The sequence below is a fragment of the Rhizobium halophilum genome, from assembly GCF_021648825.1.
GTDB lineage: Bacteria > Pseudomonadota > Alphaproteobacteria > Rhizobiales > Rhizobiaceae > Neorhizobium > Neorhizobium halophilum.
Genome location: NZ_JAKJHS010000001.1, coordinates 604,713 through 618,826, shown reverse-complemented (window position 1 = coordinate 618,826; position 14,114 = coordinate 604,713). Strand labels below are relative to the sequence as shown.

Genomic DNA, 14,114 nt, shown 5'->3' with positions numbered 1-14,114 from the left:
GAGGCCGCCATGGCCGCTGTTCTTGACACTGTGCGCGCATTCTTTGCGCCCTCCACCTACGCCATCGACTCCGAAACGCCGGCAGATGTCGTCGCGCGCGAAAACCTGCTCGACCGCGTCATGGGGCCTGAGCGCCGCAACAAGTCGTCGGAGAAGATCCGCCGCGGTCGGCTTCCTGCCGAAGGCCTTGCGCTGGTCGCACGCGACGAAGACGGCCATGTGATCGGCACCGTCCGGCTGTGGAACATCGAGGCGGGTGTTAGCCAGCAGGGCACGCCGGTCGAGGCGCTGCTGCTCGGGCCGCTTGCCGTCGACTGCACCCAGGAAGGCCGCGGTATCGGTGGTGCCCTCATGCGCGCCGCGATCGCCGAAGCCGCACAGCGTGGCCATGGTGCCGTGCTGCTGGTCGGCGATACGGCTTACTACGAGCGGTTCGGCTTCTTTGCCGACAAGACCCAGCACCTCGTCATGCCTGGCCCGTTTGAGCGTTCACGCTTCCTGGCGCTGGAGCTCAAGGACGGCTGGCTGAACGGTGCAGCGGGCATGATCGTTGCGAGCGGACGCAAGCTCGGCTGATCGGCAAATCCGGTAGGGCATCGGTGAGATACGATCTGGCCCGCCCCACTGGAGCGGAGCGGGCCAGATCGCGAGAGTGTTCAGACCCGCTGCTCTGGTCGCGACGGTGACGGAGGGGAAAGGGCCTTGACGGGCTCCTCGTCCTCGTGTCGCCCCTCACGACGTGCAGCATCGACACCTTGGGGAAAGCCGCTGCGGTCGCTGTAGTCCCTCAGGTCATCTTCGTCGCGCGCACTCTGTTGCCGCGTGCCAAGAGCGGCAGCCACGTCGAGTAATGTCACCCCTGCCACCATGGCAAGTGCCATGGCAGCATTTCCTCGCTTGGGGTTGTCATCACGAACCGCCGTGCTGAGGACGGCAAGGTCCAATGCATCGCCGGCGACACGACTGTAAAGACCGGCCTTCTTGTCCAGCGAAAGCGTCAGCATTCCGCTGGCGATCTCGCGCGCGCCGAAAGCTCGGATCAGGTTCTCGGATCCGTCCATGCCGATGGCGCGGCTGATGCTGCGTGCCGCAAAAAGCTCGGCCACGCCAAGCCCGATGCTGAACCAACCAAGATTGCGGGCGAGGCGGTCGGTGGCGGTGAGGGAACTCGAGCCGGTTGAAAGAACCCTCGGGTTGTCCTTCCGTTCGACGGTATTCGCTATCAAGCTCATGATCGATCTCCGTTCCTGTTATGGCTTCAATACGACTTTGATGCAGCCGTCCTGTTTGTTGCGGAAGACCTTGTACATTTCCGGCCCGTCTTCGAGCTTCGCCGTATGCGTGATGACAAACGATGGATCGATCTGGCCTTCCTCGATTCGGCGCAGAAGGTCGTCGGTCCACCTATTGACGTGGGTCTGGCCCATGCGGAAGGTGAGGCTCTTGTTCATCGCCGGACCCATCGGGATCTTGTCGACCAGCCCGCCATAGACGCCGGCAATCGAGATGATGCCGCCGGGGCGGCAGACATAGATCATCTCGCGCAGAACATGCGGACGATCGCTTTCCATCATCACCATCTGCTTGGCACGGTCGAGGATCGTGTCCGGCTGGCCCATGGAGACATGCGACTCCAGACCGACGGCATCAATGCATTTTTCCGGGCCCTTGCCCGACGTCAGGTCGTTGAGGCGTTCGACCACGCTCTCCGTCTCGAAGTTGATGGTGATCGCGCCACCTGCTTCCGCCATGGATAGCCGCTCCGGAATGCAGTCGATCGCAACCACCTGCTTGGCGCCGAGAAGTACGGCACTGCGGATCGCCATCTGGCCGACCGGACCGCAGCCCCAGATCGCCACCGTGTCGGTCGGTTCGATGTCGCAGTGCACAGCCGCCTGCCAACCGGTGGGGAAGATGTCGCCGAGAAAGAGGACCTGCTCGTCCGTCAGGCTGTCCGGAACCTTGATGTGCGTCTTGTCGGCAAAGGGAACGCGCATGTACTCCGCCTGTCCGCCCGGATAGCCACCCGTCAGGTGCGTGTAGCCGAACAGACCAGCTGTGGTGTGGCCAAACACCTTATCCGCCATGGCCTTGTTGCGGTTGGACCGTTCGCAGACCGACATGTTGCCGCGCTTGCACTGGTCGCATTCGCCGCAGAAAATCGTAAAGGGCACGACGATCCGGTCGCCCTTCTTCAGCGTGCTCTTGGCGGAAGAGCCCACCTCGACGACCTCGCCCATCATTTCGTGACCAACAATGTCGCCCGGCTCCATGGCCGGGATGAAATTGTGGAAGAGGTGGAGGTCGGAGCCGCAAATCGCGCAGCTGGAAACCTTGATGATCGCATCGCGTGCATCTTCGATTTCGGGATCGGTGACCGTATCGCAGCGAATGTCTTCCTTTCCGTGCCAAACCAGCGCTTTCACAGGCTTCTCCTTCTTTACCGGGCAGTGTCTGCCGCGTGTCTTGTGACCAAAGTTCGGAGCTACAACCTGCGAGAGGGCGGGAGGTTTCAGATTTACTTGCTCCAATAGGATCGGCCGGCTGTGAGCCGGCCGATCTCTGTCCGAAGACACGCAACTTTTGCTGGAAAGCCGTCCGCCAGAACCGGGTGGAACGGTGTTAGGTGTCAGGCTTGGCGCGGTACTCATCCGGAACAGCGCAAATTTCGTCAGCCCGGCCGTAGCCGCCATCCTTCACCTCCTCGATCAGCACCATGGTATGCGGGCGTGACGTTTCGCTGAAGTAACCGACCAGCAGGTCTGTCGTGCGGTGCACGATCTCCTCCTTCTGGGCCCGCGTCAGCGCGCCCTCCGGGGTCTTGATGTTGACGAATGGCATGGGTTCTTTCCTTTTCGCTGTCTCGTCCCGTCAGAGCATGCCGCCATTGGCGCGGAGCACCTGGCCGTTCACCCATCCGCCCTCGGGGCTTGCGAGGAAGGACACGACGGGGGAGATGTCGTCCGGCTGGCCGAGCCGCCCGAGCGGAATGCCTCGGACGATGCTCTGCACCAGTTCTTCCGATTTGCCGTGCATGAACATCTCGGTTTCCACCGGCCCCGGCGCGACGGCGTTGACCGTAATCCCCCGGCTTCCGAGCTCCTTCGAAGCCACATGAGTCATGGCTTCGACACCGCCCTTGCTGGCCGCGTATCCTCCGTAGCGCGGGCCGTATGCCCCGATGACGCTGGAGGAGAAGTTGATGATGCGGCCACCGTCGCGCAGCCGGCGGCCTGCCTCGCGGATACCGTAGAAGGTACCGGTGAGGTTGACGGCGATGTGTCGTTCGAAGGTGGCATCATCCATCTCCGTCAACGGGATGAGCGTCATCACCCCGGCATTGTTGACGAGGACGTCGGTGCCGCCGAAATGCTGTTCCGCAGCGTCGAACAGCGCGGCGATGCCGGGCGATGTGCTGACGTCCGCCCGCACGGCGAGCGCCTTGCCGCCGGCCGCTTCAATCTGCGCGACCACCTCGTCGGCGGCGGCCGGGCTTGAGGAATAGTTGACGATCACTGCGAAACCGTCGGCTGCAAGGCGGATGGCAGCAGCGCGGCCAATGCCGTTCGAGGCTCCGGTGACGATGGCGACGCGTTGTTCTGTGTGTGTCATGCATATCTCCTTTCGTTCCTCCTCAAGATACGAAGCCGGTTCAGAAGAACAATGAACGCGAATTGACATGAAAATTCATCCATGCTGAACAATGGCAGATGGATCGCCTGACGCGCATGGAGCTCTTCGTCCGGGTGGTGGAGCGCGGTAGTTTCGCCGCTGCCGCTGCCGATCTCCGTCTTGCGCGTTCCACCGCGACGGCGGCGATCAAGGCGCTGGAGGCGGATCTCGGCGCGCGCCTCTTGGAACGGACGACCCGGCACGTCGCGGTCACCCTTGACGGCCGCGCGTTCTACCAGCGCTGCCTGTCGATCCTCGCGGAGATGGCCGAGGCGGAGACGATCTTCCGGGAGGCAAAGCCGCAAGGCGTCTTGCGGGTGGACGCGCATCCCATGCTGACGCAGACATTCTTGCTCCCGCACCTTCGCGAGTTCCTCGACCGCTACCCGGCCCTGGAACTGCAGATCGGCCAGACGGATCGCTATGTCGACCTAATCCGAGAGGGCGTCGACTGCGTCATCCGCGCCGGCGAAATCTCCGACAGTTCAATGATCATGCGGAGGCTCGGCGCGATCACCGAAGTGACCTGCGCCAGCCCCGCCTATATCGAGGCCCACGGCATGCCCGAGACGCCGGAGGCGCTGGAGGGGCATCAGGCGATCGGCTTCATCTCCTCGCGTACCGGGCAGGTCTTGCCGCTGGAGTTCACCGTCAACGGGCAGATCCGCGAGATTGCGCTGCCGACGCGCATCCGGGTCAACAATTCCGACACGATCGTGGACCTCGCCTGCCGTGGCTTCGGTCTGATCCAGGCGCCGCGTCACCGCCTTCAGCCCTTCATCGAGAGGGGTGAACTCGTAGAGGTGCTCGCGGATTTTCTACCGGCGCGAACGCCGCTTTCGGCCCTCTATCCACAGAACCGGCAGCTCTCGCCGCGGGTGCGCGTGTTCCTCGACTGGATCAGCGAGATCTTTGCAAAGGCCGAGCTCTAGAAGCCGCAGTTGCCTGCCTTCACGCGCCATCACCTTGGCGTGAATCGGCGCTGCGGCCATAGTTCAGGACCCGCGGCGCACTAAATTGGCGCCCATGATCAAAAGACGCACCCTCATTTCTGCCATCCCCCTCGCTCTCACTGCCCCTCATGCTCTCGCGCAGGCTGTTCCGCAGGCGCCGGAGCCCGGCGCATCCCTCGGCGCCGTCTTGGACGGGGCGAGAGGCCTGGAGCCTCTCAAGGTGGTGCTGGTTTCCCGGGAAGGAGAAATGCTCGCCGAACGCGCCTTCAACGGACATTCCATCGGCGCATCGACCAACATCAAGTCGGCCTCCAAGTCCATCATCTCCGCCATGGTCGGCATCGCCATCGACAAGGGTATGCTGCAGGGAACCGACCAGAAGATCGCGCCGATCCTCGAACGCGAGCTGCCGCGCGAGCCGGATCCGCGCATGTCGGAAATCACAATCGGAAACCTTCTCTCCATGCAGGCGGGTCTCGCCCGCATGTCGGGTCCCAACTACGGCCGCTGGGTGTCGAGCCGCAACTGGGTGCGGTTTGCCTTGTCGGAACCGTTCGACGGCGAGCCCGGCGGCTCTATGCTCTACTCCACCGCCTCCACCCATCTCCTCTCGGCCGTCCTCACCCGCGTCGGGGAGAAGTCGACGCTGGCGCTGGCGCGCGAGTGGTTCGAGCCGGTGGAAGGCTTCCGTATCGGCTCCTGGGAGCAGGATCCGCAGGGGATCTATCTCGGCGGCAACCAGATGGCGATGACGGCACGCTCATTGCTGGCCTTCGGGGAGGTTTACCGAAACGGCGGCAAGGCGGAGGATGGCACGCGCATCATCTCCGAGGACTGGATAGAGCAATCGTGGACCCAACGGACGAACTCCCGCTTTTCCGGCGATGGTTACGGCTACGGCTGGTTCCTGCGCAGGATCGGCGGCGAGGAGGTCAAGTTCGGCTGGGGTTATGGCGGCCAGATGCTCTATGTCGTCCCATCGCTCGGGCTCACGGTGGTGATGACATCGGACGAGAATTCACCCTCGGCACGGACCGGCTATCGCGACGACCTGCACGCCCTCCTGGCCGAGATCATCGGTGCCGTGCGCTCCGCCTGACGTGAGCAATGATGTTGCGCGGGCGAGAAATTGCGCTGGCGTTTCAAAGGAGCGGTTCCGCCATTCTTCCCCGTCCATCCCCGCAGCCTTGCCTCGTCCTATCCTGAAACAGTCATCGGGCAGGGGCCGGGTTCGCGAACCGGTTGCCTCCCCCCCGGGAAGCACCCGGCGCCCGGTGATGGTTGCAGACGGTGGCGGGCCGGCGTCAGGCCGGTCCCCACCCGAAGCTCCGGAAAGAGAACTGACACCTCTCCTCCGGATCTTCGGGAAAGCCGGAAGCGATCGGGCAGGCAGTCATGCCTGACACACCAATACCCTCGATGCCGATTGCCTGCCCATCCCCTGATCCCGTCGCGGAGCTTTCCGACGCGGTTCTTCCTGCTGCCGGTCGGCAGGTGCAAGGGTTCTAGCGAGCCTGCTTCACGCCAAGCCAAATCATGTGCTTCGCCCCGCGGCCCCTGGTGCTGGCACGCGTCGGATTTTCCTCAACCGCGAACCCTGCCGACTCCATCCGGCGCGTGAAGCGGGAATCCGGGGCAGAAGACCAGACGGAAAGCACGCCACCCGGCCTCAGCGCAGATTTGGCCGCTCCCAGACCGCCGGCATCGTAGATGCGGTCGTTCTCGTCTCGCGTCAGCGCCTCCGGCCCGTTGTCGACATCGAGAAGGATAGCGTCGTAGACGGTCTTCTCGCGACGGATCAGCTCGCCAACATCCGCTTCCACGACCATGACGCGCGGATCGCCCAGGCAGCCCTTGAACACCTCGGCCATCTCGTTCTTCGCCCAGCGGATCACCGCCGGTACGAGTTCCGCAACGACGACCCGGGCGTCCTGCGGAAGTTCCGCCAAGGCCGCACGGAGCGTAAAGCCCATGCCGAGGCCGCCGATCAGGATCACGGGCCGCCCGCGATCACGGATCTTGTCGATGGAGAGACGCGCCAGCGCTTCTTCCGATCCGGAGAGCCGGCTGTTCATCAACTCGTTGGTGCCGAGCATGATGGAAAACTCGGAGCCGCGCCGCTTGAGGCGCAGTTCCTCGCCTCCGCCGGGAACGGTTACGGTATCGATCAGGGTCCAGGGGATCACGGGCTCAGGCCGAGATGTCGATGACGCCGCAGTCACCGGCTTCGGAGGAAAAGGCGAGCAGCTTGCCCGTCGCGCTCCAGCTCAGGCCGGTGATGGCCCCCTTGCCGGGACGACGCAACAGCGCCTCCTTGCCGTCGGCGATCCGCACGCCAAGGATCATGCCGTCGACGAAGCCGATTGCAAGGACCTCCTCCGCCGGATGGAAGGCAACCTGGGTGACCATGATGTTAGCGCGGGTGCCAACCTCCAACGGCGCCTTGCCCATCGGGCCGTCCTTGGCCGAGAACGGCCAGACGATCGCGGCGGGCGCGCCGGAGGAGGCGAGCCACTTGCCCTTCACCGACCAGGAGAGCGACTTCACCTTGGCCGGGTAGCCGGTCATGCGCATGTGGCGTGCTTCGCCGGGCTTGCCGTCGAGCTTCCAGCCGTGCAGCGCGTTTTCCTGCATGGTGGTGACGAGGAAGCGGCCATCGGGGGAGAAGGTCACGCCGGTGTGGGCACCCTTCCAGTCGAGATCGACAGGCGCGCCATTGGTGCCGACCCAATGCAGTGTGACGCCATTGTACCGCGCCACAGCAATCCGCAGGCCTTTTGGCGCGAAGGCAATGCCTTCCACCGTGCGCTGTTCCGAAAATTCCCGCGTCGTGCCGTCCGCAAGGCGCACGAAGCTCGTGCGCCCATGCGCATAGGCAACCGCCCCCTGCGGCCCGCCGGCGACCACGTTGATCCACTTCCGCGGCGCTTCGGCGAGCTGCGTCACGCTGCCGTCATGGGCAATGCGCAGCACCTTGCCATCCTCACCGCCGGTAATGAGGGTGGCGCTGTAGGGGTCGCGGATGCAGGTGAGCAAGCCCTCATGCGCTTCCGTCACCTTCTCGCCGCCATCGAGGCGGTGGATGGTGCCGGCAGCAGAGGCGAAGAGGGGAATCTCGCCGAGGAAATGCGTGGCGACGATGTGGCCTTCAAGATCAAGCGGTGCGACGGTCGGCATCAGGCTTGCGTCGCCTCGCAGGCCTTGAAGCTCTTCTCGATCTTCTCGACGTCGAGATTGCGTCCGATGAAGACGAGGCGGCTTTCGCGCTTCTCGCCATCCTTCCAGGGACGCTGGTGGTCGCCCTCGACGATCATGTGGACGCCCTGCACGACGTAACGCTCCTCGTCGCCCTTGAAGGCGATGATGCCTTTCAGGCGCAGGATGTTCGGTCCGTCCGTCTGGGTGATCTTCTGGATCCACGGGAAAAAGCGCTCGGGGTTCATCTCGCCGCCGCGCAGAGAGATGGACTTTACGGTGACGTCGTGGATCGGGGAGGGGGCTTGATGATGGTGGCCATGGTCATGGTCGTGATGATGGTGGTGATCATGATCGTGGTGGTGATGGTCGTGGCCGTGATGATGATGCCCGTGATCATGGTCGCAATCCGGGCCGCAGACATGGTCCTCGTGGCCATGCTCCAGGAACTGCGGATCGTTTTCCAGTGCGCGCTCCAGGTTGAAGGCGCCCTGGTTCAGGACCTTGGCAAGGTCGACGCCGGAACGGCTCGTCTTGTAGATGCGGGCGCCCGGGTTGATGGCCCGAACGACGTCCTCGATCTGCGCCAGTTCTTCCGGCGTCACCAGATCGGTCTTGTTGATGACAACGACATCGGCGAAGGCAATCTGGTCCTCAGCCTCGCGGCTGTCCTTCAGGCGGAGCGGCAGGTGCTTGGCGTCGACCAGAGCGACCACGGCATCGAGTTCGGTCTTGGCGCGCACGTCGTCGTCCATGAAGAAGGTCTGCGCAACCGGAACCGGGTCGGCAAGGCCAGTCGTCTCGACGATGATGCCGTCGAAGCGGCCGGGGCGGCGCATCAGGCCTTCCACGACGCGGATCAGGTCGCCGCGCACCGTGCAGCAGACGCAGCCGTTGTTCATCTCGTAGATTTCCTCGTCGGATTCCACGATCAAGTCGTTGTCGATGCCGATCTCGCCGAACTCGTTGACGATGACCGCATACTTCTTGCCGTGGCTCTCGGAAAGGATGCGGTTCAGAAGCGTCGTCTTCCCGGCGCCGAGATAGCCGGTAAGAACGGTGACGGGAACGGGCTTGGCGGTGGTCGTGTCGGTCATGGGAAACCTCGAAGGATGAGCCGGCGCCGGGCCGGCGCGCAAAAGGTGTCGGCCTGATATAAGGGCAAGCCGGAAGCAGTTCAAAGGGTTTTGAATGTTATAAGGTGACAGCGGTTGTCACGGCTTGGTGTCGACGTCTGTCTCCCGCAGGAGACGGTCTGTGGTCAGGATGGGCTGCCCCATTACCTTGGCATGCGCATACTGGAAGCAATCGAAGTTGCTCAGATACCGACGGCCGATGCCGTGATCCTGCGCCACTGCGACGGCGTAGTGCAAGATCTTGCGGGGCTGGCCTGTCTCCCTCAACTCGATATTGCGGTCGTCCAGCCATTCAAGTACGGCCCCTTCCGCGTCGCGATAACTACAGTCGAGCTGATCCGGACGCGAAAGGATAATGATGGCCTCCCAGGCAGCGAGTGCTGAGGTGAAGGACGAAGCTGCGCCGAGTAAGGCCTCTTCATAGGCGTCGGCCGTGTCTTCGCCCGCTATCAGCGATATGATTGCGCAAGCATCTACGAACATCAGTCAGATGCCTGTTCGTGGTCGAGTTCGTGGAACGCTTCGGCAGGAACAGGCTGTCTGCTCGGCTTGAAAGCGAGGCCGCGTCGAGCAAGTATGCGCCTTGCAGTCTCACGTGGACTTTCGTTCTTCAGGCGGTTCGCGATCGTTTCGCGCAGTGCATTGACGACTGCGTCTGTGATAGTCGTGCCGTCAAGCTCCGCCAATTCGCGCGCCAGAGCATCCGCTTGCTTGTTCCGGATATTCAGGGTCACTCATGGCCTCCTGTGTAGTAGCAACATAGCCACTTGTGTAGCTTGCTGCAATGTGAGTCATGCCAACTCCCCCGCATCAAACAACGCCACGTCCTCCAACAGTTCCACGATGCCCTTCACCGCATGCGCAAGTATCGCCTCGCCTTTCTCCGCGGTGGCCGCGACCGCGTTGCCGGCGACGCCTTGGCTGTTGAGATCTGACATCTTCCAGCCGAAGGCATGGCGGCCGTAGGCGCGCAGGTGCTTGAAACGCTTCTCGAACTCCGACTGCCGGGAGGCAAAGGCAGCAGCCTTCTCCATGTGGACCTTTTCCGGGTGCAAAGCCAGCATCACGGAGGTTTCGATGTCACCACCGTGGATGTCGATCGCTTTGTCTTCTGGCGCGATCAGACCTTCCGGCACGCCGAAGCGGGTCCAGCTTGTCGCGACGGCAAGCACGTTGAAGCGCATTCTGGCCTCCGTCGCGACGACCGTCATCAAGGGCGAGTTGCCGCCATGGGCGTTCAGCATCACGAACTTGCGCAAGCCCTGTCGGTGCAGACCGTGGGCGACGTCAAGCCAACGGTTTACCGCTTGGTCGAAGGTCAGCGTCCTCGTTCCCGGCACGTCCATGTGTTCGATGGAGTATCCGACCGGCTCAACGGGCAGGAAGGTGGCCGGCAGGCGAGGGGGCAGGGCCTCGATCAGCCGATCCACAATCCCTTTTGCGATCAGCGTATCCGTCTCGAACGGAAGGTGGGGCCCGTGCTGCTCGTGGGCGCCGAGCGGCAGGATGGCAATCCACTCCGCCCGCAAAGCAGGATCCAGTGTCGGTTCATTGTCCTCGAAACGTGGCAGCGGGTGGGGCATCTGGCGGTCTTTTCGCGGTTTCGGTATGGGTAAGGCGTCGAGCATAAAGCCATGCTCGATCCGGCATAGAGACGGGGAGACTGCATGGTCAAGAAGAAGGACGGCAAGAAGAAAGACGGCAAGAAGTGCAAATCCGACAAGAAGAAGGATTTTGCCGGACCTGCCGGAGGTGAGCTTGCAAGTGCCGTCACCCAAGCTGCCCGTTCCCTGCGTACCGCCCTCAGCCGCAGTCTCGCGCATAGCGGGCTCTACGCCGGCCAAGACGGCGTCATCCTCTCCCTGGCAGCGCAGGATGGTTTGACCGCCGGGCAACTGGCGGAGCGACTGGGGGTCAAGGCTCCCACCATGACCCGCACCATTGGCAGACTGGAGGTGCAAGGCTTCGTCAATCGCCGCGAAGACGGAACTGACGGACGCCTCACCAAGGTCTTTCTCACCGCACAGGGAAGGGCGACGGTGGAGCAGATCAATCGCAGCGTAGCGGATTGCAGCGCGCTGGCGTTACGCAATTTTTCCGAAAAGGAGACGAAGGCCCTGCTTCGCCTGCTGAAGGCGATGGACGAGAACCTGCAGGCTCCGGCCACCGTTGCCGTTCCTGTTGCTTCAGCAGAGCAGGCAGTTGCGGAACAGGATTAAAGAATTTAAACGAGTTTAAACGCCGGCTGACGCCGGTGTAGCCTGGCCGGAGGGGACGTGGCTCAGAAAATCAAGCTGTCGACCATAGCGGAAAGCCTTGGACTTTCCACGGCCACGATATCGCTTGCGTTGCGCGACAGCCCGCTTGTCGCGGCAGAAACACGCGAGAAGATCAAGGGTCAGGCCCGGACACTGGGTTATATCTACAATCGACGCGCCGCCAGTCTTCGCACGTCGCGCTCCGGAATCGTGGGTGTGGTCGTCCACGACATCATGAACCCGTTCTATGGGGAAATCCTCAAAGCCATCGAAAGTGAACTCGACCGCAGCGGCCAGACCTTCATCCTGTCCAACCACTACGATTCGGTCGAGAAGCAGCGGACATTCATCGAGACCCTGCTGCAACTCGGCGGTGACGGGGTCATCATGTCTCCGGCCATCGGTACGCCGATGGAGGACGTGAAGCTTGCCGAGGCCAACGGGCTGCCGGCGATTCTCGTGGCGCGCTCCATGGATGGGGTCAACCTGCCGACGTACCGCGGTGACGACAGCTACGGGATCTCGCTTGCCACCAACCATCTGATCGGCCTCGGACATCGCGTGATCGCCATGATAGGTGGAACAGACCAGACGTCCACAGGCCGCGACCGCTACCAGGGCTATGTTAACGCGCTTCGTCGAGCCGGGATCGAGGTGGATCCGGAGTTGCGCATTCCCGGACCCCGATCCAAGCAGGGGGGCTTCGAGGCGGCCGTGCATTTCCTCTCCCTGCCGCAGAAGCCTACTGCGGCCGTCTGCTGGAACGACCTCGTCGCCATCGGTCTAATGAACGGCATTGCCCGCGCCGGCCTCGTTCCCGGACAGGATATCTCGGTGACCGGTTACGACGACCTGGAGGAGGCGTCGATCGCGACGCCGGCGCTCACCACCGTGTGGAACGGCCAGAGCGAGGTGGGAAGGCTTGCGGCGCGCGCGCTTCTGGACCGCCTGGCCGGCAGCCATGATCCCGATGGCATCCACCTGATCAAGCCGGAAATGCGCATCCGCCAGTCGACCGGCATCTACAAGTCAAGAAGCTGAAGAAACGAGGAGACACCATGCCCGACCATTCCGTTGCCGTGCTCGTTCCAGGACGAATCCACCCGCGCGTTCTTGAAAGGCTGAAGGAGCACGTCGAAATCGTCGCCGTGCCTATGGGAGCGCCGACGGAGGTTGCTCCGGAACTGCGCGATCGTATTCGGGGTGTCGCCATCTCGGGCGTCCTTGACAATGGCTGGATCGAGAGCCTGCCCAATCTGGAGATCGTCTCAAACTTCGGCGTCGGCTATGATGGAGTGGACACCAAGAAGGCTGCTGAGCACGGCATTGTCGTGACCCATACGCCAGACGTCTTGAACGATGAGGTTGCGGATACGACGATTGCACTGCTGCTCAACACGGTCCGCCAATATCCAAAGGCAGAAAACCATCTGCGGGAGGGGCGCTGGAAGAACGAAGGCCCGTATCCCCTGACCCCGCTTTCGCTCAAAGGCCGCAAGGTGGGTATTCTTGGGCTCGGTCGCATCGGCATGGAGATCGCCAAGCGGCTGGAGCCGTTCAAGGTGGAACTGGGCTATCATACCCGCAGCCGTCGCGAAGGCGTCGACTATACCTATTATTCCTCATTGAAGGACATGGCCGAGGCGGTCGATACCCTCATCTCCGTTGTTCCGGGTACCGCTGCCACGCACAAGATTTTCGATATGGAGATCTTCAAGGCGCTTGGTGAAAACGGGGTGTTCATCAACGTGGGGCGCGGGACCAGCGTCAACGAGGACCATCTGATCGCCGCGCTGAAGAATGGCACCATTGCCGCGGCCGGGCTGGATGTCTTCTATGACGAGCCGAACGTGCGGCCGGAATTCCTGGAGCTGGCCAATGCTTGCCTCCTGCCGCATGTGGCCTCGGCATCCGTGCCGACCCGCAATGCGATGGCCGATCTCGTGGTCGACAACCTGATCGGCTGGTTCAAGGAGAAGAAGGTGATTTCGCCGGTGCCGGAGACGCCCGTAAAGCGTTGAAGCCTTCCTGCCCCTGCTGATCAGCGGACGGCGGAGAGCGACTTTGGCCGCTCGACCGCGGGTCCGGTCCTGTTGGTGGCATAAGCTCGAACAGCATCGCCGAAAGCCTGGAAGAGGGCGCGTGAGGGGCAATCGGTTTCCGCCCAATACTCCGGGTGCCATTGGACGCCGATTGCGAAGTTCTTGGCGTCGATGACCGAAACAGCCTCGATCGTCCCGTCCTCTGCGGTGGCTTCAACCTTAAGGCGCGGCGCCGTCTCGCCGATGGCTTGGCGGTGGAGCGAGTTCACCTGTATTTCCCCCGACAGACCGAGGTGACGGGCGATGCAGGATCCTTCCTGCACGAAAACGGGCTGGCGGATGGCGAACATGTGGTCACGTTCCGGCGCATTGGGCTTACGATGGTCCCACATTCCGGGCTGCTCGTGGATCTCCGTCGCCAGCGTTCCGCCGAGCGCGACGTTCAGTTCCTGGATGCCTCGGCAGATGGCGAGCAGCGGAATGTCGCGTTCCAGCGCTCCTCGAATCAGCGCCAAGGAGGTCGCGTCACGCGCGGGATCGAACGGACCATCGGCATCCGTCGCAGGCTTGCCGTAGAGTGACGGATGAACGTTGGTGGCGGATCCGGAAACGAGCACGCCGTCGACCCGATCAAGAATGGCATCGATCTCATTGCCCTCCTCGAAAGCCGGCACGACGAAGCACATCACCTCCGCTACTTTAAGGGCCGCCTTCAGGTACTGATTCGGGCTTGCATGCCATACGGCGCCTTCGATTTCCCGAATATCTGCAGGCACGGCTACGATCGGCTTTGGCATCTGGTGTCTCCGGAACATGAATTCGACTTGTCGCGCTGGATCAGCGGGTCGTCAAGCTTGC

At 62.7% G+C, this 14,114-nt stretch carries 17 protein-coding genes; 6 read left to right on the top strand and 11 right to left on the bottom strand.

Features of this window, described 5'->3' with window-relative positions; translation table 11 throughout:
• Nucleotides 1-9 precede the first annotated feature (9 nt).
• Nucleotides 10-576 (top strand): GNAT family N-acetyltransferase, encoded by a 567-nt coding sequence (locus LXM96_RS03155; RefSeq protein WP_239996889.1) that lies wholly within the window; start codon nt 10-12, stop codon nt 574-576.
• Nucleotides 577-656: 80 nt separating this feature from the next.
• Here the strand turns inward: LXM96_RS03155 and LXM96_RS03150 are convergent, their stop codons facing one another.
• The 4 genes from LXM96_RS03150 to LXM96_RS03135 all read right to left on the bottom strand — a co-directional run bounded on the left by LXM96_RS03150 (nt 657) and on the right by LXM96_RS03135 (nt 3,612).
• Complete coding sequence (locus LXM96_RS03150) at nt 657-1,232, bottom strand: hypothetical protein (RefSeq protein WP_239996888.1); 576 nt, start codon at nt 1,230-1,232, stop codon at nt 657-659.
• 18 nt (nt 1,233-1,250) lie between these two features.
• Complete coding sequence (locus LXM96_RS03145) at nt 1,251-2,426, bottom strand: zinc-dependent alcohol dehydrogenase (RefSeq protein ID WP_239996887.1); 1,176 nt, start codon at nt 2,424-2,426, stop codon at nt 1,251-1,253.
• Between the two features lie 196 nt (nt 2,427-2,622).
• Nucleotides 2,623-2,841: a tautomerase family protein gene (locus tag LXM96_RS03140; protein WP_239996886.1), complete on the bottom strand. Its 219-nt coding sequence runs from the start codon at nt 2,839-2,841 to the stop codon at nt 2,623-2,625.
• Between the two features lie 30 nt (nt 2,842-2,871).
• Complete coding sequence (locus LXM96_RS03135; RefSeq protein ID WP_239996885.1) at nt 2,872-3,612, bottom strand: SDR family oxidoreductase; 741 nt, start codon at nt 3,610-3,612, stop codon at nt 2,872-2,874.
• 98 nt (nt 3,613-3,710) lie between these two features.
• Between LXM96_RS03135 and LXM96_RS03130 the strand changes: the two genes are divergently transcribed.
• Entirely contained in the window at nt 3,711-4,604 is an 894-nt protein-coding gene (locus LXM96_RS03130) for a LysR family transcriptional regulator (RefSeq protein ID WP_239996884.1), read from the top strand.
• 94 nt (nt 4,605-4,698) lie between these two features.
• Nucleotides 4,699-5,724, top strand: coding sequence for a serine hydrolase domain-containing protein (locus tag LXM96_RS03125; protein WP_239996883.1), 1,026 nt, complete (start codon nt 4,699-4,701; stop codon nt 5,722-5,724).
• A gap of 406 nt (nt 5,725-6,130) precedes the next feature.
• On the opposite strand, the gene LXM96_RS03120 is transcribed toward LXM96_RS03125, so the two are convergent.
• The 6 genes from LXM96_RS03120 to LXM96_RS03095 all read right to left on the bottom strand — a co-directional run bounded on the left by LXM96_RS03120 (nt 6,131) and on the right by LXM96_RS03095 (nt 10,539).
• Nucleotides 6,131-6,811 carry a spermidine synthase gene (locus tag LXM96_RS03120; protein WP_239996882.1) on the bottom strand — a complete coding sequence of 227 codons (681 nt, stop codon included), beginning with the start codon at nt 6,809-6,811 and terminating at the stop codon, nt 6,131-6,133.
• Nucleotides 6,812-6,815: 4 nt separating this feature from the next.
• On the bottom strand, nt 6,816-7,802 hold the full coding sequence (locus LXM96_RS03115; RefSeq protein ID WP_239996881.1) for a WD40 repeat domain-containing protein: 987 nt from the start codon (nt 7,800-7,802) through the stop codon (nt 6,816-6,818).
• Entirely contained in the window at nt 7,802-8,917 is a 1,116-nt protein-coding gene (locus LXM96_RS03110) for a CobW family GTP-binding protein (RefSeq protein ID WP_239996880.1), read from the bottom strand. Before LXM96_RS03110 ends, LXM96_RS03115 begins: the two co-directional genes overlap by 1 nt.
• A 117-nt stretch (nt 8,918-9,034) precedes the next feature.
• The gene (locus LXM96_RS03105; protein WP_239996879.1) at nt 9,035-9,439 is read right to left on the bottom strand and encodes a type II toxin-antitoxin system VapC family toxin; all 405 of its coding nucleotides are present in this window, start codon (nt 9,437-9,439) and stop codon (nt 9,035-9,037) included.
• Complete coding sequence (locus LXM96_RS03100; protein WP_239996878.1) at nt 9,439-9,690, bottom strand: type II toxin-antitoxin system VapB family antitoxin; 252 nt, start codon at nt 9,688-9,690, stop codon at nt 9,439-9,441. The genes LXM96_RS03105 and LXM96_RS03100 overlap by 1 nt, the downstream gene beginning before the upstream one ends.
• A 57-nt stretch (nt 9,691-9,747) precedes the next feature.
• Nucleotides 9,748-10,539 (bottom strand): creatininase family protein, encoded by a 792-nt coding sequence (locus LXM96_RS03095; RefSeq protein WP_239996877.1) that lies wholly within the window; start codon nt 10,537-10,539, stop codon nt 9,748-9,750.
• Between the two features lie 84 nt (nt 10,540-10,623).
• Here LXM96_RS03095 and LXM96_RS03090 point away from each other — a divergent pair, with 84 nt between their 5' ends.
• From LXM96_RS03090 to LXM96_RS03080, 3 genes are read left to right on the top strand one after another with little or no spacing between them, the layout of a single operon-like run.
• A complete protein-coding gene (locus LXM96_RS03090) occupies nt 10,624-11,175 on the top strand; it encodes a MarR family winged helix-turn-helix transcriptional regulator (RefSeq protein WP_239996876.1) in 552 nt (183 codons plus the stop codon).
• Between the two features lie 57 nt (nt 11,176-11,232).
• A complete protein-coding gene (locus tag LXM96_RS03085) occupies nt 11,233-12,255 on the top strand; it encodes a LacI family DNA-binding transcriptional regulator (protein WP_239996875.1) in 1,023 nt (340 codons plus the stop codon).
• A gap of 17 nt (nt 12,256-12,272) precedes the next feature.
• On the top strand, nt 12,273-13,235 hold the full coding sequence (locus tag LXM96_RS03080) for a 2-hydroxyacid dehydrogenase (protein WP_239996874.1): 963 nt from the start codon (nt 12,273-12,275) through the stop codon (nt 13,233-13,235).
• Nucleotides 13,236-13,255: 20 nt separating this feature from the next.
• On the opposite strand, the gene LXM96_RS03075 is transcribed toward LXM96_RS03080, so the two are convergent.
• A complete protein-coding gene (locus LXM96_RS03075) occupies nt 13,256-14,053 on the bottom strand; it encodes a gamma-glutamyl-gamma-aminobutyrate hydrolase family protein (protein ID WP_239996873.1) in 798 nt (265 codons plus the stop codon).
• Nucleotides 14,054-14,114 lie beyond the last annotated feature (61 nt).